The sequence below is a fragment of the Sphingomonas pollutisoli genome, assembly GCF_029167165.1.
GTDB classification, from domain to species: domain Bacteria; phylum Pseudomonadota; class Alphaproteobacteria; order Sphingomonadales; family Sphingomonadaceae; genus Sphingomonas; species Sphingomonas pollutisoli.
Genome location: NZ_JARFNJ010000003.1, coordinates 603,590 through 626,954, shown reverse-complemented (window position 1 = coordinate 626,954; position 23,365 = coordinate 603,590). Strand labels below are relative to the sequence as shown.

The 23,365-nt window shown below is 69.0% G+C and carries 23 protein-coding genes; 13 read left to right on the top strand and 10 right to left on the bottom strand.

Annotation, left to right across the window (positions count from 1 at the left end; translation table 11 throughout):
• Window positions 1-86: 86 nt before the first annotated feature.
• From PX554_RS09285 to PX554_RS09260, 6 genes are all read left to right on the top strand, one after another.
• A complete protein-coding gene (locus PX554_RS09285; protein WP_275500934.1) occupies window positions 87-2,918 on the top strand; it encodes a M16 family metallopeptidase in 2,832 nt (943 codons plus the stop codon).
• A 4-nt stretch (window positions 2,919-2,922) separates the two neighbouring features.
• Window positions 2,923-3,222 (top strand): hypothetical protein, encoded by a 300-nt coding sequence (locus PX554_RS09280; protein WP_093226125.1) that lies wholly within the window; start codon window positions 2,923-2,925, stop codon window positions 3,220-3,222.
• A 123-nt stretch (window positions 3,223-3,345) separates the two neighbouring features.
• Window positions 3,346-3,609, top strand: a complete 264-nt coding sequence (locus PX554_RS09275) for a type II toxin-antitoxin system Phd/YefM family antitoxin (protein ID WP_093226189.1) — start codon at window positions 3,346-3,348, stop codon at window positions 3,607-3,609.
• Window positions 3,606-3,872 (top strand): Txe/YoeB family addiction module toxin, encoded by a 267-nt coding sequence (locus tag PX554_RS09270; protein ID WP_093226123.1) that lies wholly within the window; start codon window positions 3,606-3,608, stop codon window positions 3,870-3,872. The genes PX554_RS09275 and PX554_RS09270 overlap by 4 nt, the downstream gene beginning before the upstream one ends.
• 69 nt (window positions 3,873-3,941) lie before the next feature.
• Complete coding sequence (locus tag PX554_RS09265) at window positions 3,942-5,270, top strand: PQQ-dependent sugar dehydrogenase (RefSeq protein ID WP_275500926.1); 1,329 nt, start codon at window positions 3,942-3,944, stop codon at window positions 5,268-5,270.
• Window positions 5,271-5,471: 201 nt separating this feature from the next.
• Window positions 5,472-5,924, top strand: coding sequence for a hypothetical protein (locus tag PX554_RS09260; protein ID WP_093226120.1), 453 nt, complete (start codon window positions 5,472-5,474; stop codon window positions 5,922-5,924).
• Window positions 5,925-5,945: 21 nt separating this feature from the next.
• Here the strand turns inward: PX554_RS09260 and PX554_RS09255 are convergent, their stop codons facing one another.
• Both PX554_RS09255 and PX554_RS09250 read right to left on the bottom strand, forming a co-directional pair.
• On the bottom strand, window positions 5,946-6,257 hold the full coding sequence (locus PX554_RS09255; RefSeq protein WP_275500922.1) for a hypothetical protein: 312 nt from the start codon (window positions 6,255-6,257) through the stop codon (window positions 5,946-5,948).
• Entirely contained in the window at window positions 6,254-6,430 is a 177-nt protein-coding gene (locus PX554_RS09250; protein WP_176787249.1) for a hypothetical protein, read from the bottom strand. Before PX554_RS09250 ends, PX554_RS09255 begins: the two co-directional genes overlap by 4 nt.
• Window positions 6,431-6,518: 88 nt before the next feature.
• Between PX554_RS09250 and PX554_RS09245 the strand changes: the two genes are divergently transcribed.
• Window positions 6,519-7,148, top strand: a complete 630-nt coding sequence (locus PX554_RS09245; RefSeq protein WP_275500920.1) for a S24 family peptidase — start codon at window positions 6,519-6,521, stop codon at window positions 7,146-7,148.
• Between the two features lie 39 nt (window positions 7,149-7,187).
• On the opposite strand, the gene PX554_RS09240 is transcribed toward PX554_RS09245, so the two are convergent.
• Window positions 7,188-7,355, bottom strand: a complete 168-nt coding sequence (locus PX554_RS09240; protein WP_275500918.1) for a hypothetical protein — start codon at window positions 7,353-7,355, stop codon at window positions 7,188-7,190.
• Between the two features lie 178 nt (window positions 7,356-7,533).
• On the opposite strand from PX554_RS09240, the gene PX554_RS09235 reads away from it, so the two are divergent.
• The 4 genes from PX554_RS09235 to PX554_RS09220 all read left to right on the top strand — a co-directional run bounded on the left by PX554_RS09235 (window position 7,534) and on the right by PX554_RS09220 (window position 16,047).
• Window positions 7,534-7,737, top strand: a complete 204-nt coding sequence (locus PX554_RS09235) for a hypothetical protein (protein ID WP_275501023.1) — start codon at window positions 7,534-7,536, stop codon at window positions 7,735-7,737.
• Window positions 7,738-7,860: 123 nt separating this feature from the next.
• Window positions 7,861-9,858 carry an autotransporter assembly complex protein TamA gene (locus tag PX554_RS09230; protein ID WP_275500917.1) on the top strand — a complete coding sequence of 666 codons (1,998 nt, stop codon included), beginning with the start codon at window positions 7,861-7,863 and terminating at the stop codon, window positions 9,856-9,858.
• Window positions 9,855-14,018, top strand: coding sequence for a translocation/assembly module TamB domain-containing protein (locus PX554_RS09225; RefSeq protein WP_420833437.1), 4,164 nt, complete (start codon window positions 9,855-9,857; stop codon window positions 14,016-14,018). The genes PX554_RS09230 and PX554_RS09225 overlap by 4 nt, the downstream gene beginning before the upstream one ends.
• Before the next feature lie 133 nt (window positions 14,019-14,151).
• Complete coding sequence (locus tag PX554_RS09220; protein WP_275500913.1) at window positions 14,152-16,047, top strand: S9 family peptidase; 1,896 nt, start codon at window positions 14,152-14,154, stop codon at window positions 16,045-16,047.
• 176 nt (window positions 16,048-16,223) lie between these two features.
• On the opposite strand, the gene PX554_RS09215 is transcribed toward PX554_RS09220, so the two are convergent.
• Window positions 16,224-16,898 carry a queuosine precursor transporter gene (locus PX554_RS09215; protein WP_093226113.1) on the bottom strand — a complete coding sequence of 225 codons (675 nt, stop codon included), beginning with the start codon at window positions 16,896-16,898 and terminating at the stop codon, window positions 16,224-16,226.
• A 105-nt stretch (window positions 16,899-17,003) separates the two neighbouring features.
• Here PX554_RS09215 and PX554_RS09210 point away from each other — a divergent pair, with 105 nt between their 5' ends.
• A complete protein-coding gene (locus PX554_RS09210) occupies window positions 17,004-18,575 on the top strand; it encodes a peptide chain release factor 3 (protein ID WP_275500911.1) in 1,572 nt (523 codons plus the stop codon).
• A gap of 78 nt (window positions 18,576-18,653) precedes the next feature.
• On the opposite strand, the gene PX554_RS09205 is transcribed toward PX554_RS09210, so the two are convergent.
• The 6 genes from PX554_RS09205 to rpmF form a co-directional block, all read right to left on the bottom strand.
• Window positions 18,654-19,169, bottom strand: a complete 516-nt coding sequence (locus PX554_RS09205; protein WP_275500910.1) for an energy transducer TonB family protein — start codon at window positions 19,167-19,169, stop codon at window positions 18,654-18,656.
• Window positions 19,170-19,582: 413 nt separating this feature from the next.
• Window positions 19,583-19,993 (bottom strand): MerR family transcriptional regulator, encoded by a 411-nt coding sequence (locus PX554_RS09200; RefSeq protein ID WP_371128306.1) that lies wholly within the window; start codon window positions 19,991-19,993, stop codon window positions 19,583-19,585.
• Complete coding sequence (locus tag PX554_RS09195) at window positions 19,990-20,286, bottom strand: integration host factor subunit alpha (protein WP_093226108.1); 297 nt, start codon at window positions 20,284-20,286, stop codon at window positions 19,990-19,992. Before PX554_RS09195 ends, PX554_RS09200 begins: the two co-directional genes overlap by 4 nt.
• 142 nt (window positions 20,287-20,428) lie before the next feature.
• Complete coding sequence (locus PX554_RS09190; protein ID WP_275500907.1) at window positions 20,429-21,400, bottom strand: beta-ketoacyl-ACP synthase III; 972 nt, start codon at window positions 21,398-21,400, stop codon at window positions 20,429-20,431.
• 35 nt (window positions 21,401-21,435) lie between these two features.
• Entirely contained in the window at window positions 21,436-22,479 is a 1,044-nt protein-coding gene (gene plsX / locus PX554_RS09185; RefSeq protein WP_275500904.1) for a phosphate acyltransferase PlsX, read from the bottom strand.
• Window positions 22,480-22,502: 23 nt separating this feature from the next.
• On the bottom strand, window positions 22,503-22,682 hold the full coding sequence (gene rpmF / locus PX554_RS09180) for a 50S ribosomal protein L32 (protein WP_093226103.1): 180 nt from the start codon (window positions 22,680-22,682) through the stop codon (window positions 22,503-22,505).
• A 207-nt stretch (window positions 22,683-22,889) separates the two neighbouring features.
• On the opposite strand from rpmF, the gene PX554_RS09175 reads away from it, so the two are divergent.
• Window positions 22,890-23,324: an MAPEG family protein gene (locus PX554_RS09175; protein WP_275500900.1), complete on the top strand. Its 435-nt coding sequence runs from the start codon at window positions 22,890-22,892 to the stop codon at window positions 23,322-23,324.
• Window positions 23,325-23,365: the final 41 nt, after the last annotated feature.

Below are 23,365 nucleotides of genomic sequence, written 5' to 3'. Positions count from 1 at the left end.
TTGCCATTTTACAACACAAGAGGCGGCGGCGATTGGACGCATGGGTTCGTGCATGGTAGCGCGCGACCGATCCATCGGATGAAACCATGCGTCTCACATCTCTCGCATTTATCGGCTCCTTGATGTTCCTGACCCAGCCCGCCGTCGCGCGGACCGAAACCAAGCCCGCCCCGATCGCGGCCCTGATCCGGCAGGTCGATATTCCCTATACGCAATTCACCCTAGCCAATGGGTTGCGCGTGGTGGTCCATACCGATCGCAAGGCGCCGATCGTCGCGGTGAGCGTGTGGTATGACGTTGGATCGAAGTTCGAGCCCAAGGGCAAGACCGGGTTTGCGCATCTGTTCGAGCATCTGATGTTCAACGGCAGCGAGAACGCGCCGGGGGATTTCTACGCGCCGCTCAAACAGGCCGGCGGCACCGACATGAACGGCAGCACCTATTACGACCGCACCAATTATTACGAAACGGTGCCCAGGACCGCGCTCGAACGGGCGCTGTTCCTCGAGAGCGACCGGATGGGCTATCTGCTCGGCGCGGTGACGCAGGCGACGCTCGACCGCCAGCGCGGCGTCGTCCAGAACGAGAAGCGGCAGGGCGACACCCGGCCCTACGGGCTCGTCCAGTACAAGCTGACCGAGGGGCTGTTCCCGCCCGGCCATCCCTATGGCCACACCACGATCGGATCGATGGCCGATCTAGACGCCGCCAGCCTCGGCGACGTGAAGAGCTGGTTCCGCGCGCATTACGGCCCCAACAACACGGTGCTGGTGCTGGCCGGCGATATCGACGCGGCGAGCGCCAAGCCGCTGGTCGAAAAGTATTTCGGCGCGATCCCGCGCGGACCGCAGAATCTCGCGCCCAAGGTGGAGATCCCGACGCTCGCGGTGGCCAAATCCGAGGTGATGACGGACCGCGTCGGCGCGACGATGCTGCTGCGCGCCTGGACGGTGCCGGGGATCAACGACACCGATTCGACCGCGCTCGACGTCGCGGCGGGGGTGCTGGGCGGGCTGTCGAGTTCGCGGCTCGACGATATCCTGGTGCGCAAGGAGAAGCTGGCGGTGCAGGTCAGCGCGTATAACGCGAGCTTCGCGCAGCTCGGCACCTTCACAGTGCGCGCGGTGGTGCGGCCGGGGGTCGATGCGGCGCGGGTGGCGGCGCGGCTCGACGCGATCGTCGCCGATTTCCTCAAGACCGGGCCGAGCGCGGACGAGGTCGGGCGCTATGTCACCGAGCGCGTCTCGGCGACGATCGCCGGGCTCGAACGGGTCGGCGGCGGCGGCGGCAAGGCGGTGACGCTGGCCGAGGGCGCGCTCTATTCGAACGATCCCGGCTTCTACAAGAAGCAGCTCGCCGATCTCGCGGCGGAAACGCCCGAGCATGTCCGCGCGGTGGCGGCGCGCTGGCTGTCGCGGCCGGTCTATGCGCTGACGGTCACGCCGGGCGCGCGCGACGCTTATGCCGAGGCGGTGGTGCCGCCGCCCGCGCCGGTCGCCGCCAAGGCCGAGCCGCCGGTCAAGGGCACGCGCGGGGCGATGCCGCCGGCGGGGGCGGCGATCGACCTGACCTATCCGAAGGTCACGCGCGCCCGGCTCAGCAACGGGATCGAGATCGTCTATGCGCGGCGCAGCGCGGTGCCGTTCACGCGCGCGGTGCTGAGCTTCGATGCCGGTTATGCCGCCGATGTGGCGGGGCGATCGGGCACCGCCGGTTTCGCGCTGGCGATGCTCGACGAGGGCACCGCGACGCGCGACGCCACCGCGCTCGCCGAGGCCAAGGAGCGGCTCGGCGCCGGGATCGGGATGGGGATCGGGGCCGACCGCACTTCGGTGTCGCTCAGCGCACCGAGCGTCAATCTCGCGCCGGTGATCGACCTGGTCGCCGACATGGTGCGCCATTCCGCCTTCGCGCCCGCCGAGATCGAGCGGAAGCGCGCCGAACTGCTCGCCGGCATCGCGCAGGAGCTGACCGATCCGGGCGCGCTCGCCAACCGCGTGTTGCCGCCGTTGCTGTACGGCGCGGGCTCGCCCTATGCCAAGGCCAATGGCGGCGGCGACCCGGCCGCGATCGCGGCGCTGAGCCGCGACGACCTGATCGCGTTCAACGCCGCGTGGCTGCGCCCCGACACCGCCAAGCTGTTCGTGGTGAGCGACCTGCCGCTCGCCGACGTGGCGGCGGCGTTCGAGCGCGGATTCGGCGACTGGACCGCGACAGGCGCGCGCGGGGTGAAGACGTTCACCGCGCCCGCGCCGGCGACGCCGAAGATCGTGCTGGTCGACCGCCCCGATTCGCCGCAGTCGATGATCCTCGGCGCGGTGCCCAACCACCTTGCCGGCACCGACGAACTGCTGCCGCTGATCGTCGCCAACGATGCGCTCGGCGGCGGTTTCCTCGCGCGGATCAACATGAACCTGCGCGAAGACAAGCATTGGGCGTATGGCGCGAGCGGCAGCATCCAGCGGATCCAACATGCCGCGCCCTATCTGGTCAGCGCGCCGGTGCAGGCCGACAAGACCGGCGCGGCGATCGCCGAACTGCGCAAGGAGCTGACCGGCTATGTCGGCGCCGCGCCGATGACGCAGGCCGAGTTCGACCGCGCGATCGCCGACGCGACGCGGTCGCTGCCGGGCAGTTTCGAAACCGCGCAGGCGCTGCTCGGCGGCATGCAGAACAACGATCTGTGGCAGCGCCCCGACGAGTATTATGCGACGATCACCGCGCGGTACCGGGCGTTGACGCTGCCCGAGGCGCGGGCGGCGGCGCGTGCGGCGATCGATCCGGCTCGCGCGCTGTGGATCGTGGTCGGCGACGCCAAGGTCGTGCGGCCGCAGCTTGACAGCCTTGGCCTGCCGGTCGAGGTGATCCCCGCCGCATCGGTCGCGACGATGCGCCGGGCGGCCGGTTTACAGGAGTGACGTGATGGCGACGGTCGATGGACAGTGGAATATCGTGGTGCGCACGCCGCTCGGCGAACAGAAGGCGATGCTGAGCGTGGCGAGCGCGGGCGCGAGCTTCACCGGCAACCTGAGCGGCGCGCTCGGTTCGGTCGAGGTCAAGGACGGCAAGGTCGATGGCGACACGATCGCCTGGGTGATGTCGATCACGTCGCCGATGGCGATGACGCTCGAATGCACCGCGACCGTCGATGGCGACACGCTGACCGGATCGGTCGGCGCGGGCGTGATGGGGAGCTTTCCGGTTTCGGGGACGCGGGCGTAAAGCGGGACGGATCGCCCTCGCCCTTACGTCGACTCGCTCCTTCCTCCTGCAAATCAGTGAGGGAAGAAGCATCCCTTGATTTGTACATATACCTGTACATATAAGCGTCCAATGGAGGCTTATATGCAGGTTGTGACGTACACGGACGCGCGCGCCAATCTCAAGGACATGATGGAGCAGGTCGTCGAAGACCATGAAGAGGTCGTCGTCACGCGCAAGAACGGCAAGCCGGTGGTGATGGTGTCGCTCGATACGTGGAACGCCATCCAAGAAACGATGCACCTTCTGTCCACCCCGGCCAATGCGCGCGCGCTGCGTGAGTCGATCGCGCAGCTCGATGCGGGCAAGGGTGTCGAACGGAACTTGATTGCGCTGGCCGACGCGTGAGGCTGGTCTTTTCGGACTTGGCCTGGGAGCAATATCAATATTGGATAAACGCCGATCCCAAGGTTTTCGAAAAGCTCAACGCGCTTATCACCGAATGCCGGCGCAGCCCGTTCAAGGGCAAAGGCAAGCCCGAGCCGCTACGCGGCGACCTGTCGGGATGGTGGTCGCGGCGCCTCACCGAGGCGGACCGGCTGGTGTACCGCATTTCGGGCAAGGCGCCCGACCAGCAGCTCGAAATCGCGCAATGCCGATTCCACTATTGAACCTCAAGGGGTAGCGCGCGCCGGCGATTTAGCCTTTCGCCCGTCGCCGCCACGGCTTACCAACCGTGCATGCTCAAGCACATCCTGCGCATCGCCCTGATCCTGATCGTCGTCGCGATCCCGGTCGGCTATTGGATCAGCCGGCCCGACCAGGCGAAGCTGCCGCTCGAGGCGGTGACCGGCAAGCGGCCCGAGATCAGCCAGCCGCGCAACCAGATGTTCCCGACGACGCGGATCGCCAAGCCGGTCGGCTGGGACGGGGCGATGCCGACCCCGGCGGCTGGCCTTCAGGTGCAGCCGTTCGCGCGCGATCTCCAGCATCCGCGCTGGCTCTATCGTCTCCCCAATGGAGATGTGCTGGTGGCGGAGACCGATTCGCCGCCGCGCGAGGTGCGCGGCGTCAAGGACTGGATCATGGGTCTGCTGATCGGCTCGGCGGGGGCGGACAGCGGCTCGGCCAACCGCATCACGCTGCTGCGCGACGCCAATGGCGACGGCGTGGCGGAGAGCCGCACGGTGCTGATCTCCGGGCTCAACTCGCCGCTCGGCATGGCGCTGGCGGGGGGGTATCTCTACATCGCCAACACCGATGCGCTGGTGCGCGTGCCGTTCACCCCCGGCCAGACCAAGATCACCGCCAAGCCCGAGACGATCGTGACCTATCCCGGCGGGGGCAACCACTGGGCGCGCGGGCTGCTCGCGGCGCCCGACGGGTCGCTGTACGTCTCGGTCGGATCGTCGAGCAACATCGCCGACGATGGGCTCGATGCCGAGAAGAACCGCGCGAACATCCTCCAGGTCGATCCGGTCCACAAGGCGTTCCGTATCTATGCGGCGGGCCTGCGCAACCCGCAGGGGATGGCGTTCGAGCCGCACGGCGGCGGGCTGTGGGTGGTCGTCAACGAACGCGACATGATGGGATCGGACCTTTCGCCCGATTATATGAGCCAGGTCGAACTGGGCGATCACTTCGGCTGGCCGTGGTTCTACTGGGGCGGTTATATCGACCACCGCGTCCAGCCCGAGAATCCGGCGTTGCAGGAATATTCGAAGCGGCCCGATTACGCGCTGGGGCCGCATGTCGCAGCACTCGGCCTGACCTTCGCGGGCGACGCCAAGCTCGGGCCGCGCTTCGCCAATGGCGCGTTCGTCGGCGAACATGGCTCGTGGAACCGCGTGCCGCCCTCGGGCTACAAGGTCGTTTACGTGCCGTTCGCGGACAACGGCTTCCCGGCCAAGGGCGCGCGGCCGGTCGACCTGCTGACCGGGTTCCTCAACGACAAGGGCCAGGCGCGCGGGCGCCCGGTCGGGGTCATCACCGACAAGACCGGCGCGCTGCTGGTGGCGGACGATGTCGGCAATACCGTCTGGCGGGTGAGCGCCAAGACCGCCGGCTGATCGCCCCGGCGCGCGGCGCTGGCGCGAATGTTGCAGGAATGTATCAGACGCGCGTGATTCGTCGCCACGCGAAAACCGGAGTTTACGAAACCCCGCGAACCGCCGATATTCGAAACGATATTCGACCCGGACGCAATTCGGGCGTGTCAGTGTCGGCGTGAGGGGATGATGGGGACGAGTGTTACCACGAATACGGCCAAAATGGCCGAGAACTGGCGCGTGGCGATGACCGCGCTGTGCAATCAGTTCCTGACGACGCAACGCACCTTGTCGGAGACGATCCAACTCGGCCCGTCCGAGACGCTGATCTTCCTGACGATCTCGGTCGCCAATGTGCAGCGCGTGATGCGCGAGCGCGCGATCCCGCCCGAGCTGCGCGGCACCACGCCGCTGCCGCCCGAGGCGATCGTGCCGATCTCCCGCAACGCGATCTCCGCCGCCACCGGGCTGCCGCGCGAAACGGTGCGGCGGCAGGTCGCCAAGATGATCGCGCGCGGCATCGTCGTCGAAGACCCGCGCGGGGGCGTGACGCCGCCGCCCGACATCATCTCGGCGGGCGGGTTCGAGCCGGTGCTCGAAGGGCTGATGACCGAGTTCGCGCGCACGGTGGAGGCGCTGTGCCGTACCGGCGCGCTGGCGGTGCGGCACGACTGACGCGTCCGCGAAGACGACAGGTCACGCCTCCACCGTCAGCGCCTCCAGCGTGATGCGCGCTTGCCCGCCCGCGCGCGCCACGCCTGCCACCGCCAGATCGGCGACGAGGCCGTGGCGGATGACGAGATCCGCCTCGGGCAGATCGGCGAGCCAGCGGTCGAGCGCGTGCCCCGCCGCGCCGGTGAGCCACAGGGTATGGCGCGCGCCGGCGAAGGTCACGCTCGCCCAGCGCTCCCACGTCGCGTCGGCGACCGTCACCGCGCAGCCGGCGCGCGCCGCGTTGGCGACGAGCGCGCGTTCGAGCCGCGCGCCGGCATCGGGACCGCGGCTCATTGGCCGCGCTCCCCGATGAACGCCTCGATCCGCGCAACCATGCGCGCGCCCGGTTCGCGCCCGCGCCGCAGATCGTGAACCAGCCGCGGGTCGCGCACCGCCATCCGCCCGAACCGCGTCGGCGCCATGTTGGTCGCCTTCAGAAATCGATCGATCTTGCCCAGAATCATCACCTGTCCGCCTCCTCGACTCGCTTGATGTTCCGTTTTTGTTCTCGCATTTCCAACTTGTCTAGGAAATTTCCTAGGCTATGCTGGCGGCATGGCGCACGACGACATCCGAGCACGGCTGGCGGCGCTGATCGCGGCGAGCGGGCACAGCTATGGCGCGCTGTCGCGGATGCTCCGGCGCAACGACGCCTATCTTCAGCAATATGTGAAGCGCGGCACCCCGCGCGTGCTCGCGGAGGCCGACCGGCGGCTGCTCGCCGCGTTCTTCCGCGTCGACGAGGCCGAGCTGGGCGGCCCGGCGGCGGCGGCGCCGAGCGTGGCGATACGGCGGCTGGAGATCGCGGCGTCGGCGGGTCCGGGCGCGCTCGCCGACGAGGACCGGGCGGGCGGCGCGGCGCATTTCGATCCGCGCCTGCTCGCGCAGCTCGGCGTCCGCCCCGCCGATGCCGCCGAGATCCGCGCGCGCGGCAATTCGATGGCGCCGCTGATCGAGGATGGCGACCTGATGTTGGTCGACGAGCGCGACCGGCGGGTGCGCGATCAGCCGGCGGTGTTCGTGATCCGGCTCGACGGGGTGTTGCTGGTCAAGCGGGTGGCGCGCGCGGGAGAGATGCTGCGCATCACCAGCGACAATCCGGCGGCGGGGACGATCGCGCCGCAGCCGCCCGACGCGGTCGAGGTGATCGGGCGGGTGGTGTGGCTGTCGCGCGCGCTGCGCTAGCGTGGGGCGCGCGGCCCGCGCGGCACCGTGACGCCGGTGCTAGCGGCGCCGGTCGATCAGCCAGACCGCGGTCGCCATGCCCGCGCCCGCGCCGAGGCCGAGCAGCAGGCCCTTGCTCGGTTCGCCGAGGAACAGGCCGGCGAACGCGCCGACGATCGCGCCGATCGCGATCAGGACGCCGCCGGCGGCGGGGGATTTGCTTGCCATGCGGCGGCTCTGCCATGTCCCGCCGCTGGACGCCAGCGTCCCGTCGCGGGACCGGCGGCGCGCCGCGCGCGCCATGCGTTTACCACCGTGCGCCGCCGCGCGGGCGGCGATGCGGTTCGTGGCATGATCCGTGTGTGTCCGTCCCGCGCACTTTCGCGGGAGGGTTCGAATGGCGGATATGCCATGGCTGGGGCATCGCAGCGACGTCGCGGACGCGGCCACGCTGATCGCCGCGTTCGGCGAGGATGCCGGGTTCGAGGCGGCGGCGCGCGCCGAGCGGAGCCGCGATCTCGGCAACCACACCCACTTCCGCCGCTGGCGGCAGATCGAGCGGCTGATCGTGCTGATGGCCGCGCAAGGGGCGATCGGCACGGTGCAGTGATTGCGGTTTCGCCGCCCCGCCCGCGCACCCGCACGCACATGGGCCATACCGTGCCCTGATCGCGGCTGAACGCCAGCGATAAACGCTTGTTGGCCGGGCGCCGGCCGGGCTAGGACAGCCGGCATGACGTTGTCGCTCGGGCAGCGGGGCGCGGCGTATGGCGCCGCCGCGGTTTTGCTGGTGCTTGCCTGCCCGATGGCCCGCGCGCAGCAATCGCCCGCGCCCGCGCCGGAGCCGCCGCCCCAGCCCCCCGCCCCGCGACCGCCCGTCACCGAACCCGCGCTCGATCCGCAGTCTCCGCTCGCGCCGCTGCCGGGGCTCGGCGTCGACTGGCCCGATCTCGGACCCGCCGCCACCCCCGCCGCCACGCCGGCCAAGGCGCAGGCGACGGGAGGCGACACGCGCTACACCTACCGCGTCGACGGAATCGACGCGATCGCCTCGCCGCTGCTCCGCCAGCGGTTCGATCAGCTTTCGACGCTCAAGACCAACGAGGGCCAGCCCGCCAACGCGGCCCAGCTCGACCGCCGCGCGCGCGAGGATGCCGCCCTGCTCACCGGGCTGCTGCGCGCGGAGGGCTATTATGACGCGAGCGTGGCGACGCGGGTCGACCCCGGCACCGGCCGCCTGCTGGTCGTGCTCGATGCCGAGCCGGGCGCGCTCTACACGTTCGGCGGGGTGCGGGTGACGGGGCTGGACGCCGCGGGCGACGCGGCGGCGGCGCTGCGCGAGGCGTTCGGCGTCAAGACCGGCGATCCGGTCAACGCCGACACGATCGCGGGCGGCGAGGCGAAGCTGCGCACCATGATCGGCCAGCGCGGCTTCCCCTTCGCGGTGGTCGGCGATCCCGAGATCGTGGTCGATCACGCCGCGCATACCGCGACGCTGGCGATGACGGTCGCGCCGGGCACCGCGCGACGCTTCGGCAAGATCGTCGTGCCGGCGGGCAAACACGTGTTCGACGCGCACCATATCGCCGAGATCGCGCGCTTCACGCCCGGCAAGCCGTTCGACGACGTCGCGCTCGCCGATTTGCGCCGCGCGCTGATCCAGACCTCCCTGGTGTCGAGCGTCACGATCAAGCCGGTGCCGGCGAGCGACCCCGATCTGGTCGACATCCTCGTCGCGACCGAGCCGGCGCCGCCGCGCACGATCGCGGGCGAACTCGGCTATGGCACCGGCGAGGGCGCGCGCGCGGAGGTGAGCTGGACCCACCGCAACCTGTTCCCGCCCGAGGGCGCGCTGATCCTGCGCGGTGTGCTCGGCACGCAGGAACAGCTTGCCGGCGCGACCTACCGCCGCAACAATTTCCACGCGCGGGACCGCGTGCTCACGCTCCAGGCGACCGCCTCCAATCTCAAGCGCACCGCCTATGAGGCGAAATCGGTGTCGCTGACCGGCAGCCTGGAACGCCAGACCAACATCTTCTTCCAGAAGAAATGGACATGGTCGATCGGCGGCGAACTGACCGCGTCCGACGAGCGCGACGTGATCGTCTCGACCGGCGCGCCGCGGCGGCAGACCTATTTCATCGGCGCGCTGCCGACGACGCTCAGCTACGACGGATCGGACGATCTGCTCAATCCGACGCGCGGCTTCCGGCTGGCCGGGCGGTTCTCGCCCGAGGTGTCGCTGGAGAAGAACGTGTTCGCTTATGCGCGCATGCAGTTCGACGCGAGCGCGTACAAGCAGGCGGCGGCGGGCGTGGTCGTCGCCGGACGCATCCGGCTCGGCACGATCGCGGGCGCGCCGCGCGACGCGATCGCGCCGTCGCGACGCTTCTATTCGGGCGGCGGCGCATCGGTGCGCGGCTATGGCTATCAGGATATCGGCCCGCGCGACCCCAATAACGATCCGATCGGCGGGCGCTCGCTGAGCGAATTCTCGCTCGAGGCGCGGGTCAAGACGTTCGGCAATTTCGGCGTGGTGCCGTTCTTCGACGGCGGCAACATCTATACCACGCCGCTGCCCAAATTCTCTGGGTTCCGCTACGGCGCGGGGCTCGGCGTGCGCTATTACTCGAACTTCGGGCCGATCCGCATCGACGTCGGCACGCCGGTCAACCCGCAGAAGGGCGATCCGCGCGTGGCGGTCTATGTCTCGCTGGGACAGGCGTTTTGAGCGACGCGGAGGAGACCCCCGCCCCGCCGCCGCCGCGCGCCAGGCGGAGCTGGCGGCAGCGGATCGCGAATTTGCTGGTGGTGGTGCTCGCGGTGCTGACGCTCGGGATCGTCACGCTTGATTCAGACATCGGCCACCGCTTCGTGATCGACCGGATCGGCGCGTTGCGCCCCGCCAACGGGCTGCGCTACAGCCTCGGGCGGATCGACGGATCGCTATTCTCGCGCGCGACGTTGGTCGATTTCCGGTTGCGCGACCCCAGGGGGCTGGTGTTCTACGCGCCGCGCGCGGAGCTGCGCTGGTCGCCGCTGGCGTGGCTGCACAACCGGCTCGACATCACCAGCCTCGTCATTCCGCAGGCGCGGCTGCTCAAGCTGCCGCAGACGCTGCCGACGGCGCGGACCGGGCCGATCCTGCCCGGCTTCGACATCCGCATCGGCACGCTGCGGATCGACCGGCTGATGGTCGCGCCGGCGATCACCGGGGTGGCGCGGCGCGGGCGGTTGCGCGGGCGGGCGGATATCCACGGCGGGCGGGCGCTGGTCGATCTCGACGCGGTGGTGGCGGGGAGCGACACGCTCCGGCTGAAGCTCGACGCGCAGCCCGACCGCGACCGGTTCGACTTCGACCTCAGCGCGCGCGGCGCCGCCACGGGGGTGCTCGCCAAGGCGAGCGGGTTCGCGCGGCCGATCGCGGCGGAGGTCCACGGCGACGGCCGGTGGCGCGCGTGGCGCGGCCGCGCGATCGCCGATGTCGGCAGCGTGCGGCTTGCCGACGTGACGCTCGGCAACCGCGCCGGGCATTATGCGCTGGCGGGAACGCTGACCGTCGCGCCACTCGCGCACGGCAAGCTGCAACGGCTGAGCGGCCCCCGCGTCATCGTCAACGGCGCCGCGACGCTCGCCGGGCGGCGGCTGACGGGCGCGCTCGATCTGCATTCGGCGTCACTCGCGCTGCACGGCGAGGGCGCGCTCGATCTCGCCGCGAGCGCGTTTCGCGACACGCGCGTGCGGGTGCGGCTGCTCCAGCCATCGGCGCTGTTTCCGAACATGACCGGGCGCGCGATCGAGCTGCGCGCGATCCTCGACGGCGCGTTCGCGACCGCCGGGTTCGACTATCGCCTCTCCGCCGAGCGCATGGCGTTCGACCAGACCGGGTTCGAGAGCGTGCGCGCAGCCGGCAAGGGGCATCTCTCGCCCGCGCCGGTGGTGGTGCCGATCCGCCTTACCGCCGCGCGCGTGACCGGGATCGGCGATGTCGCCGGCGGCATATTGCGCAACCTGTCGATCGACGGGGTGCTGCGCGTGACGAGCAAGCTGGTGACGGGCGACGATCTCAAGCTCGCGTCGGACAAGCTCAACGGGCGGGTGTCGCTGCTCGTCGATCTCGTCAACGGCCATTACGAGGTGGGGCTGAACGGCGGGCTGTCGCGCTATCTGATCCCCGGCCTGGGCATGGTCGAGGTCAATTCGTCGCTGCATGTCGTGCCGGGGCCGGGCGGGCGCGGCACGCGCGTGATCGGCAAGGGCAGCGCGCGGATGCTGCGGCTCGACAACGCGTTCTTCCGATCGCTCGCGGGCGGGTTGCCGGGGCTGGTCACCAACCTCGAACGCACCACCGACGGCGTGCTGCACTTCACCAACCTGGTGCTCACCGGGCCGCAGATCCGCATCACCGGCAACGGCATCCGTCGGCGCGACGGCACGTTCCATTTCGAGGGCGGCGGGCAGCAGGCGCGCTATGGCCCGCTGACGATCAAGCTCGACGGCAAGATCGACAAGCCGACGCTCGATCTCGTCTTCACCCAGCCCAACGCAGCGATGGGGCTGTCGAACGTGGCCGCGCATCTCGATCCCACCCCGGCGGGCTATGCCTTCGCCGCGCATGGCGGATCGCGGCTCGGGCCGTTCGACGGCGAAGGCGAGATCCTGTTGCCCAAGGGCGGTCAGGCGGTGATCCAGATCCAGCAGCTCAACGTCAGCGGCACGCGCGCGCACGGCGATCTCGCGATCGTCGAGGGCGGGTTCGACGGCAAGGTCGCGCTGGTCGGCGGCGGGCTGGCGGGAGACCTGATGTTCCGCCCGCAGGACGGGCAGCAGCGGATCGACGCGCGGATCGACGCGGCCGCCGCGCGGCTGGCGCAGGCGGTGACGGTGCGGCGCGCGCATCTCGACCTTTCGGCGGTGTTCGATCCCGCCGGCACCTCGATCGAGGCGACCGCGACCGCATCGGGCATCCGGCGCGGATCGCTGGTGATCGGCCGCACCGCGATCCACGCGGCGCTGCGCGGCGGCAGCGGCGAAATCCGCGCGTCGATCGCGGGATCGCGCGGGCGCGCGTTCGATATCCAGAGCGTGATCGCGGTGACGCCCGACCGCTATTCGGTGTCGGCGCAAGGCACGCTCGACCGCCGCCCGCTCGCCCTGGTCGGCCCGGCGGTGTTCACGCGCAACGAGGATGGCTGGCGGCTCGCGCCGGCGAAACTGTCGTTCGCGGGCGGCACCGCCGATCTGTCGGGCCATTTCACCGGCGCCGCCAGCGCGGTCGATGCGACGCTGACCAGCATGCCGCTGGCGGTGCTCGATATCGGCTACCCGGGGCTTGGGCTGGGCGGCGAAGCGTCGGGCAAGCTCGCGTTCGTCCAGTCGCGCGGCGCCGCGCCGACGGGCAAGATCAACATGACCGTGCGCGGCCTCACCCGATCGGGGCTGGTGCTGTCGTCGCGTCCGGTCGATGTCGGCATCGCCGGTATCCTCGAACCCGGCAAGGCGGCGGCGCGCGCGGTCGCGGCGAGCGGCGGCAAGACGGTGGGGCGCGCGCAGATGCTGCTGACCTTGCCGGGGGGCGACGATCTCGCCGGCCGCCTCGCGCATGCGCCGCTGTTCGCGCAGCTTCGCTACGACGGGCCGGCGGATACCTTGTGGCGGCTGACCGGCATCGAACTGTTCGACCTGAGCGGGCCGGTCGCGATCGGCGCCGATGTCGGCGGCACGCTCGACAACCCCCGCATCAGCGGCGTGGTGCAGGCCAAGGGCGCCAAGATCGAGAGCGCGACCACCGGCACGGTGCTGACCAACGTGATCGCGAGCGGGCGGTTCGGCGGATCGCGGCTGGTGCTCGACCGGCTCGCCGCCGATGCCGGCAAGGGCGGGCGCGTGACCGGATCGGGCAGCTTCGATCTCGCCGCCGCCAATGGCTTCGGCATCGATCTGTCGGTGCAGGCGCAGAACGCTTTGCTCATCAACCGCGACGACATCGCCGCGACCGCGACGGGTCCGCTCACCTTCAAGTCGGACGGATCGGGCGGCACGATCGCGGGCAAGGTGACTCTCACCAAGAGCCGCTACCGGCTCGGCCAGGCGAGCGCGGCGAGCGCGGTGCCGCAGCTCAACATCCGTGAGATCAACCTGCCCGGCGGCGGCGAGGAAGACGATCGCCCGCGCAAACCCTGGAAGCTCGCGGTCCACGCGCATGCGCCCAACAATCTGCTGGTGACGGGGCTTGGCCTGCGCAGCGAATGGTCGGCCGATCTCGATATCGGCGGCGCGCCCGACAATCCCGCGATCACCGGCCGCGCCGATCTGGTGCGTGGCGACTATCAGTTCGCCGGGCGCGAGTTCCAGCTCGATCGCGGCAAGATCCTGTTCCAGGGCGAGGTGCCCGCCAATCCCGCGCTCGACATCGCCGCCAACGCCGATTCGACCGGATTGTCGGCGACGATCCGCGTCACCGGACCGGCGCTCAAGCCCGAAATCTCGTTCACGAGCACGCCCGCGCTGCCGGAGGACGAATTGCTCTCGCGGTTGCTGTTCGGCACCTCGATCACCAATCTGTCCGCGCCCGAGGCGCTCCAGCTCGCCTCGGCGGTGGCGGCGCTCCAGAACGGCAAGGGCGGGCTCGACCCGATCAACGCGGTGCGGCGCGTGGCGGGGCTCGACCGGCTGCGCATCCTCCCCGCCGACCCGCAGACCGGCGCGGGCACCTCGGTCGCGGCGGGCAAATACGTCACGCGGCGGCTGTTCGCCGAGATCATCACCGATGGACAGGGCTATTCGGCAACCCAGGTCGAGTTCCAGGTGACGCGCTGGCTGTCGGTGCTCTCGACGATCTCGACTTTGGGACGACAAAGCGCCAACGTGCGGGTTTCCAAGGATTATTGATCGCTTTCTGCCGCCACCCGTTCGCACTGAGCGAAGTCGAAGTGCGTACCACGCGCGCCAGCGTGTGGGGGACGTGCTTCGACTGCGCTCAGCACGAACGGACTTTTTTAACAGTTTTCCCCCGGAGTATCCTATGCGTCTTTACCTCGCCGCCGCCCTGCTGGCGTCGGCCGCCGCCCCCGCGCTCGCCGCGCCGACGCGCAGCTATGGCGATCTCGCGCTCGCCCCGCGCGGTGACCGGATCGCCAGCATCGACGCGGTCGGAGGGGCCCATGGCGTCATCACCGTGCGCGCGGCCAATGGTCAGGTGGTGCGCACGCTCGATCCGTGTGCTGTCTGCACCTATTCGGACGTGACGTTCGCGCCCGATGGCCGGCTCGCCTGGCTCGCGCGGGACAAGGCCGCGGGGACCGTGACGCTCGGCATCGAGGACGGCAAGGCGACCCGCACCGTCGCGACGATCGCGGGGGTCGCCGAGACGCCGCGCTTCTCCCCCGACGGCACGCGGATCGCGCTGCTCGTCACGCTCGGGGCGGCCAAGGAGATCGGCGCGAACCAGGCCGGGGTGCGGCAGGTCGGCGAGATCGGCGAGAAGAACGACGAGCAGCGCATCGCGGTGTTCGATCTCGCCGGCCCGGCGGTCGCAGCGGCGGCGGTCAAGCCGCTCTCGCCAGCCGGCCGCTATGTCTATGAATATGCCTGGACGCCCGACGGCCGCGGCTTCGTCGTGACCAGCGCGCTCGGCAACGGCGACAACAATTGGTGGGTGGCGACGCTCGACCGGATCGACGCGGCCACCGGCGCGGTCCGCACCATCGCCAAGCCGACGACGCAGATCAATTTTCCGCGCGTCTCCCCCGATGGCCGCGAGGTCGCCTTTATCGGCGGCTTGATGAGCGATTTCGGCTCGGTCGGCGGCGACGTGTGGAGCGTGCCGATCACCGGCGGCACCCCGCGCAACCTCACTACGGGCGCCAAATTCACCGCCACCTCGATCGCCTGGACCGGCGCGGGCGTGCGGGGCACCGCGCTCGGCGGCAGCGACCTATCGCTGCTGTCGGTCGGCGCGCGCGCCGCCACGCTCGGCTGGCACCGCCCGGCGAGCTTCGCGGCGGGCGACGGGCGCGTCGCATACAGCGCCGACGGCAGCCGCGTCGCGATGGTGGTGCAGGACTTCACCCACGCGCCCGCGATCTACGCCGGGCCGGTCGCGGCGCCGGTACAGATCACGCATGACAACGACGCCGCGCCCGCGCTCGCCACCGCGCGCAGCATCACCTGGAAGAACGACGGGTTTGACGTGCAGGGCTGGCTGCTGGCACCGCGCACCGCCGGCACCGGCAAGGCGCCGATGGTGACGATCGTCCACGGCGGCCCGGCGGCGGCGAACGTGCCGTCCTATCTGACGCCCGACAGCACCAGCGGCACGTTGCTCGCGGCGGGCTATTACGTGTTCCTGCCCAATCCGCGCGGCAGCTACGGGCAGGGCGAGGCGTTCACCGCCGCCAACAAACGCGATTTCGGCGGCGGTGACCTGCGCGACATCCTCGCCGGGATCGATGCGGCGGAAAAGGCCGCACCGATCGACGACGCGCGGCTCGGGCTGACCGGCGGCTCCTATGGCGGGTTCATGTCGATGTGGGCCAACACGCAGACCAACCGGTTCAAGGCGATTGTCGCCGGCGCTGGCCTGTCCAACTGGGTGAGCTATTACGGCACCAACGGCATCGACCAGTGGATGCTGCCGTTTTTCGGCAAGACGCTGTACGACGATTACAAGGCGTATGAGGTGGCCTCGGCGATCTACTTCATCAAGAATGCCAAGACCCCGACCTTCATCTGGGCGGGCGAGCGCGACATCGAGGTGCCGCCGACGCAATCGACCGAATATTGGCATGCGCTGAAAGATCTCGGCGTGCCGACCAGCCTGGTGATCTACCCCGACGAAGGCCACGGCGTGCGCGCGCCCGCCAACGCCAAGGATCTGCGCGCACGGACGGTTGCGTGGTTCGACCGGTATCTGAAGTAGCGGATCCGGGTGGGGCAGGTGCTGACGGGGCGCGTGATGCGGGCCGTGGTGTGCGGGGCACGTGCTTCGACTTCGCTCAGCACGAACGGGTTATCCAGACCGTTCGTGTCGAGCGAAGTCGAGACACCTGCGCTCCGGGCTGCCCCTCGACTTCGCTCGGGGCGAACGGGGGTGGGTTAGGCCGCCCGATCCAGCCGCCGACCTAGCGCGACGAAGATCGTAATCAGAACGGGCACCAGAATTATCGAGAGAACGACTTTTACCAACATCTGACCGCCCATAAGCCAGCCGATCGCGCCTGTTCCAAACGCGATGGTGATGAAGAGTAATGTATCGACGATCTGGCTGAGCACGCTTGCAACTGCGGCGCGCACCCAAAGCAGCGAATTACCCTCCTGCCCCTTGAGCCAAGAAAAGATCGTGACATTGAGTATTTGAGACACACCATAGGCAACGATACCGCCGAGCCAGATCCAAGGCGTGGCGCCCATCATCGTGTTGAAAGCAGCCAATCGATCCGCAGGCATTTCCGGTGCGGCAGGCAAAGCAAGGACAAGCAGCGTTAAGATCACGGACGTCACCAGCGGGACGAAACCAACCAAAACCAAGAGGTTCGCTACCTTGCGTCCGTGCAATTCGGCGACGGCGCTGGACGTCGCCACAAGCAGCAGGAAGGCGAAAATCCCGGCTTCAATTGCGAGTGGGGGCAGGCCCAACACCGGGCCAAGCTGGGAAATCGGTCCCAACGTGACCTGTTTGTTGCCGAGCACGCCCGCGATGCAGACCATGCCACCGTAGAAGATCGACAGGAAGAAGAGCGAACGCGGGATCGCGAGAGGCGGCTTTTGCATCCGCCGCACGCTACCGTGTTTCGGGCGCGGGTCAAACCAGCCGTCGCCCCGGCCTGCGCCGGGGCGACGATGGACCGGGCGCGCGCGATTGCGTACAGCGCCGCGATGAATCACATCTCCGACCGCCGCACCTTCGCGATCATCTCGCACCCGGACGCCGGCAAGACCACGCTCACCGAAAAACTGCTGCTGTTCGGCGGCGCGATCCACCTTGCCGGCGAGGTGAAGGCGCGCGGCGCGGCGCGGCGCGCGCGCTCGGACTGGATGAAGATCGAGCAGCAGCGCGGCATCTCGGTCACCTCCTCGGTGATGACGTTCGAGCGCGAAGGCACCACCTTCAACCTGCTCGACACGCCGGGCCACGAAGACTTTTCGGAGGACACCTATCGCACGCTGACCGCGGTCGATTCGGCGGTGATGGTGATCGACGTCGCCAAGGGCATCGAGAGCCAGACGCGCAAATTGTTCGAGGTCTGCCGCCTCCGCAACGTGCCGATCATCACCTTCGTCAACAAGGTCGACCGCGAGGGGCGCGAGGTGTTTGCGATCCTCGACGAGGTCGCCGAGCTGCTCCAGCTCGAAGTGACGCCGATGACCTGGCCGATGGGGATGGGTAGCGATTTCGAGGGGATATTCGATCTGGTCACCAACCGGCTGCTGCTGCCCGAGGGCGCGAGCCGCGAGTTTCAGGGCAAGGTGATCCAGACCAGCGGCATCGACGATCCGCAACTCGACGCGATCATTTCCGCCGGCACGCTCGCCAAGGTGCGCGAGGATGTCGAGCTGGCGCAGGTGGGGTATCCGGAATTCGATGCCGAAGCATATCGGCGCGGCGATCTGACGCCGGTCTATTTCGGCTCGGCGCTCAAGGAGTTCGGGGTCGATTCGCTGATCGACGCGCTCGCGTCGTTCGCGCCGCCGCCGCGCGCGCAGCCGGCCGAGCCCGCCGCGGTCGATCCGGCGCGCGACGAAGTGACCGGCTTCGTGTTCAAGGTCCAGGCCAATATGGACCCCAACCACCGCGACCGCATCGCCTTCATGCGGCTGTGTTCGGGCACGTTCAAGCGCGGCATGAAGCTGACCCCGACCGGCCACGGCAAGCCGATCGCGATCCACTCGCCGATCCTGTTCTTCGCCCAGCAGCGCGAACTGGCGGACGAAGCCTATCCGGGCGACATCATCGGCATCCCCAACCACGGCACGCTCCGGGTCGGCGATACGCTGAGCGAACGCGCCGACGTGCGCTTCACCGGCCTGCCCAATTTCGCGCCCGAAATCCTGCGTCGTGTCCAGTTGAAAGACCCGACCAAGACCAAGCAGCTCCGCAAGGCGCTCGACGACATGGCCGAGGAAGGCGTCACGCAGGTGTTCTACCCGGAGATCGGCTCGAACTGGATCATCGGCGTGGTCGGGCAGCTCCAGTTGGAGGTGCTGCTGTCGCGGCTCGAGGCCGAATATAAGGTCGCCGCGAGCCTGGAGATGGCGCCGTTCGAGACCGCGCGCTGGGTCTCCGCCGAAGACCCGGCCGACCTCAAGGCGTTCGCCGATCTCAACCGCGGCGCGATGGCCAAGGACCGCGACGGCAACCCGGTGTTCCTCGCCAAATCGGCCTGGGAGGTCGGCTATATCGCCGACCGTTATGCCAAGGTGAAATTCGCGGCGACGCGCGAGCGCTAAGGCGGACCGCGCCCGGTCTCCCCGCGCGCCATCATCGGCGATGGTGCGCGAGAGCGGCCGGACGCGGCGCGCGTCACGTCAGCCGCCGGCGGGCGGCGCGAGGGCGATCGTGCTGGCGACCGCCGGCGCGGACCTGCCGAACCACGCATTGGCCTGCGCCGCCTCGATGCGCATGTGCCGGATCTCCTGCGCCGCGGTTTCCGGCGTATCCGCGAACAGGACGCGCATGACGATCCGCTGATTGTGCGGCATGCCATCCGGGAGCGGATGGAGCGTGGCGATGCGGCGGACCGCGCGGAGGGCCGCCTGGTCGAGATCGGGCGCGCGCGACGATTTGTAGAGCTCGACATCGGCGGGCGCGCCGGTTTCGCTGCACCTGAACTTCACGGCGACGACACCGGTCGAATACCGGCCAAAAACGTCATGCGGGTAGGTAAGGTGTTCCTCGACCGCGCGATAGACGCGGTCCGACCATGCCGCCAGCGTCGGCGACTCGGTTGCGGCGGCGTCGGCGGTGCGGCCGACCGCGCTCGATCCAGGCACGAGCGCCGCGAGCGCGATCGTACCGGCAAGGAATAGCGTGTTGATCTTCATGATGAGAGTCCACGTAGTTGGGACAATTGGCTACGCTCATCGGAAGGAGGATCTTCCCGATCTTCGGACGAACAGCCAAAAGGGGACAGCGACCCCGATCTCTTGTCCTTCTCCCGTGCGGCGCGATACTCTCAAGATCAAGCCAAGCATAGTAATAAATCGACATCAGTATCATGCCGTAAGTGTCGGCGCGATATTACGGTTTTGTGTAGCGGATATTCTACAGCGACGTGTGATTTATACACAATCTATTGTATAAGTATTCGTCCTTATACGTATTTGTACCTCGCCGCCGTTCTGAACGGAGATATCACCGGAGCGGGTGCGATCGCCCGGCGACAGGCGCGCGCCGCCTCGCGGCGGCGCGGGGAGGCGTGCTGGCGCGTGGCGCGCACGCGCGACGGGCGGGGTGGTCAGGTGGCGGTGGTGTCGCGCGCCAAGGCATCCGCGAGCGACTCGCGCACCGCGCGCACCGCTTCGATCGTCGCGGCGCTGGCGGGCGTGCGCTTGCGTTCGTCGGCGAGCAGCGTCTGGACGCCGCGGATCGTGTACCCCTCCTGGTTGAGCAGGTGGTTGATCCGCAGCACCAGCGCGACGTCCTCGGGGCGATAATAGCGGCGGTTGCCGGCGCGTTGCAGCGGGCGGAGTTGGGGGAAGCGCGTCTCCCAATAGCGCAGGATATGCTGGGGAAGGCCGCTTTCGCGCGAGAGTTCGCCGATCGTGCGGAACGCGCCCGCCGCCTTGTCCCCGGCGGGTCTTCCGCCGGGTTCGCTTGCCGTGATGCCGCCCGCCACCGTCTCCGGCGGACCGGGAGGCACCATCAGCCGGCTTCCACGATACGATCGCGCATCATCTGGCTGGCGCGGAAGGTGAGGACGCGGCGCGGCGCGATCGGCACCTCGACCCCGGTTTTGGGGTTGCGCCCGATGCGCTCGCCCTTGTCGCGCAGCACGAAGGTGCCGAACCCCGAGATCTTGACGTTCTGGCCGTTGGACAGCGCCTCGCACATATGTTCGAGGATCTGCTCGACGAGCTTGCCCGAATCGGCGCGCGACAGCCCGACCTGGTGATGGAGCGCTTCGGCAAGATCAGCGCGAGTCAATGTTCCGGCAGTCATATCTTGTCCCTCCCCTTTCCCCAAAAGGTTGCCAAAGCGTAACACGACACGGATGCCGCCGGAAGGGGCTTAACCCCTCTGGCACAAGGAGATTTCGGGACATGCCGCCGCCGGCGCGCGGCGCGGCGGCGAAATGCCCGTCCTAGAAGCGCACCACCGCCGCGCCCCAGGTGAAGCCGCCGCCCATCGCCTCGAGCACGATCAGGTCACCGTGCTTGATCCGGCCGTCGCGCACCGCCGTGTCGAGCGCGAGCGGCACCGAGGCGGCGGAGGTGTTGGCATGGCGATCGACCGTGACGACGACCTTCTCGGGCGACAGGCCGAGCTTCTTCGCGGTGGCATCGAGGATGCGCGCATTGGCCTGATGCGGCACCAGCCAGTCGATCGCGTCGGGTGCGAGCCCGGCGGCCGCCATCGTTTCGGTCAGCACCGCCGCCAGATTGACGACGGCGTGGCGGAACACCTCGCGGCCCTTCATGCGCAGCTTGCCGACGGTGCCGGTGGTCGAGGGGCCGCCATCGACATAGAGCAACTGGTTGTGGCGGCCATCGGCGTGGAGCCGCACCGCGAGCACGCCCTGGGCATCGGCGGCGGCGTCACTTTCGCGCGCCTCGAGCACGATCGCCCCGGCGCCGTCGCCGAACAGCACGCAGGTGGCGCGGTCTTCCCAGTCGAGGATGCGGCTGAACGTCTCCGAACCGATCACCAGCGCGCGCCGCACCGCGCCCGCGCGGATCATGCTGTCGGCGACCTGGAGCGCATAGAGGAAGCCCGAGCAGACCGCCGCCACGTCGAACGCGACGCAATCGTCGATGCCGAGCAGCGCCTGGATCTTGGTCGCGCTCGACGGGAAGGTCTGGTCGGGCGTCGCGGTCGCCAGCACGATGAGGTCGATGTCGCGCGCGGCCGCACCGGCGGCGGCGAGCGCGGCGCGCGCGGCGTCGGCGCCGAGCGTGGCGGTGGTCTCATGCTCGTCGGCGATGTGGCGGAAGCGGATACCGGTGCGCTCGACGATCCATTCGTCCGAGGTGTCGACCGTTTCGGCAAGCTGCGCGTTGGACACCCGGCGCGCTGGCAGCGCGGAGCCGGTACCGGTGATGACGGCGCGAATCATGCTGTTTCCTTCAAGCGGCCCAGGGTGCGGCTCGTTCAGGCCGCTTTTGCTTCGAAATTGCCAAGATCCTCGGCGATGCGCCGGGTGAGATCGTCACGCACCATCTTGGCGGCGACGCCGATCGCGGTGGCGACACCGATTTCGTTGGCGCCGCCGTGGCTCTTGAGCACCAGCCCGTTGAGCCCGAGGAAGACCGCGCCGTTATGGTTGTTGGGATCGAGATGATGCCGCAGCAGATCGGTCGCGGGCTTGGAGATCAGGAAGCCGATCTTCGAGCGCATCGAACTCTTGAATGCGCGCCGCAGCAGATCGGCGACGAAGCGCGCGGTGCCCTCGGCGGTCTTCAGCGCGATGTTGCCGGAGAAGCCGTCGCACACGATGACATCGACCTCGCCGCGCGAGAGCCGGTCGCCCTCGATGAAGCCGGTGAAGCTCATCGGCAGGTGAGTCGCGAGGCGCAGCGTCTGCGCGGCGTCGCGGATCTCGTCGGTGCCCTTCTGGTCCTCGCTGCCGATGTTGAGCAGCGCGACGCGCGGGCTCTGGAGATCGAGCGTGGTGCGCGCATAGGCGGCGCCCATCACCGCGAACTGGACGAGGTTGCGCGCGGTGCATTCGGTGTTCGCGCCGAGATCGAGCACGACGACGTCATTCTCGCCGAGCGAGGGCATCATCGCGGCGAGCGCGGGGCGGTCGATGCCGGGCATCGTGCGCAGCGAGAGCTTGGCCATCGCCATCAGCGCGCCGGTGTTGCCCGACGACACCGCGGCGGCGGCGCGGCCCTGCTTGACCATGTCGATGGCGACACCCATCGACGTGGTCTTGGCGCGACGGATCGCCTGGCTCGGCTTGTCGGACGATCCCACCACCTCGGGGGCGTGGACGATCTCCGAATGCGCGGTCAGGTTGGGGTGATTCTTCAGCCCGCGCGTGATCGCCGCCTCATCCCCCACGAGGATGAAGCGCAGGTCCGATCCCTGGCCTTCGAACTGACGACGCGCGCGCGCGACCCCGGCCAGCATCACCGCCAGCCCTTCGTCGCCACCCATCGCGTCAACGGCGATCCGGGAGCCGTTCGTCACTTTCGCCCCCCGTTCCGCAGAGATCAGCCCTCGACCGAGACGATCTCGCGGCCGTTGTAATGGCCGCACGAATTGCAGAGATTGTGCGGACGCTTCAGTTCACCACAGTTCGGGCATTCCTGAAACGATTCGATGCTCAGCGCATCATGGGCCCGGCGCATGCCGCGCTTGGACGGCGTAGTTTTTCTCTTGGGGACGGCCATTTCGGCGAAACCTTGTGCTTGTTGCGTGTTCGATTCGGGGCGATTCGCCCGGACCCAATAGCCACGTGACCGACGGTTGAGGGTCGGCCGCGGTGGCACCTGCGGCCGAACGCATCGCGAAGCACCGCGCCTATAGCGATTCTCCGCGCCGTTGCAAGCGGTGAGGCACGGTGGCACAGCGCGGGCCTCTCACGAAAGGATCGAATCTTGGCGCCTGTCCTGTTGCCGATCACGCTCACCGCCGTCGGCGGGGCGGGCATCATCAACTTCTGGCTGGCGGCGCGCACCGGGTTGATCCGGCGCGAAACCGGCGTCGAGCTGGGCGACGGCGGCAACCTGCCGCTGATCCGCCGGATGCGCGCGCACGCCAATTTCGTCGAATATGCGCCGTTCGTGCTGCTACTGATCGGGCTGATCGAATTCTCGATCGGCAGCCCGACTTGGCTGTGGGCGGTGAGTTCGGTCTTCCTGATCGCGCGAATCGCGCACGCGCTCGGCATGGACGGCATGCCGGGCGGCCGCGAGGGCGGCACGGCGGTGACCTTCGCGGTGCTGCTCGGGCTGTCGGCCTATGCGGTGGCGCTGCCGTTCATCGGCGGCTCCGGGCGGGTGGTGACGGAGACGGTGATTCGGGTGCGGTGAGGCCAGCGTGAAAGCCGTTCGTCCCGAGCGAAGTCGAGAGA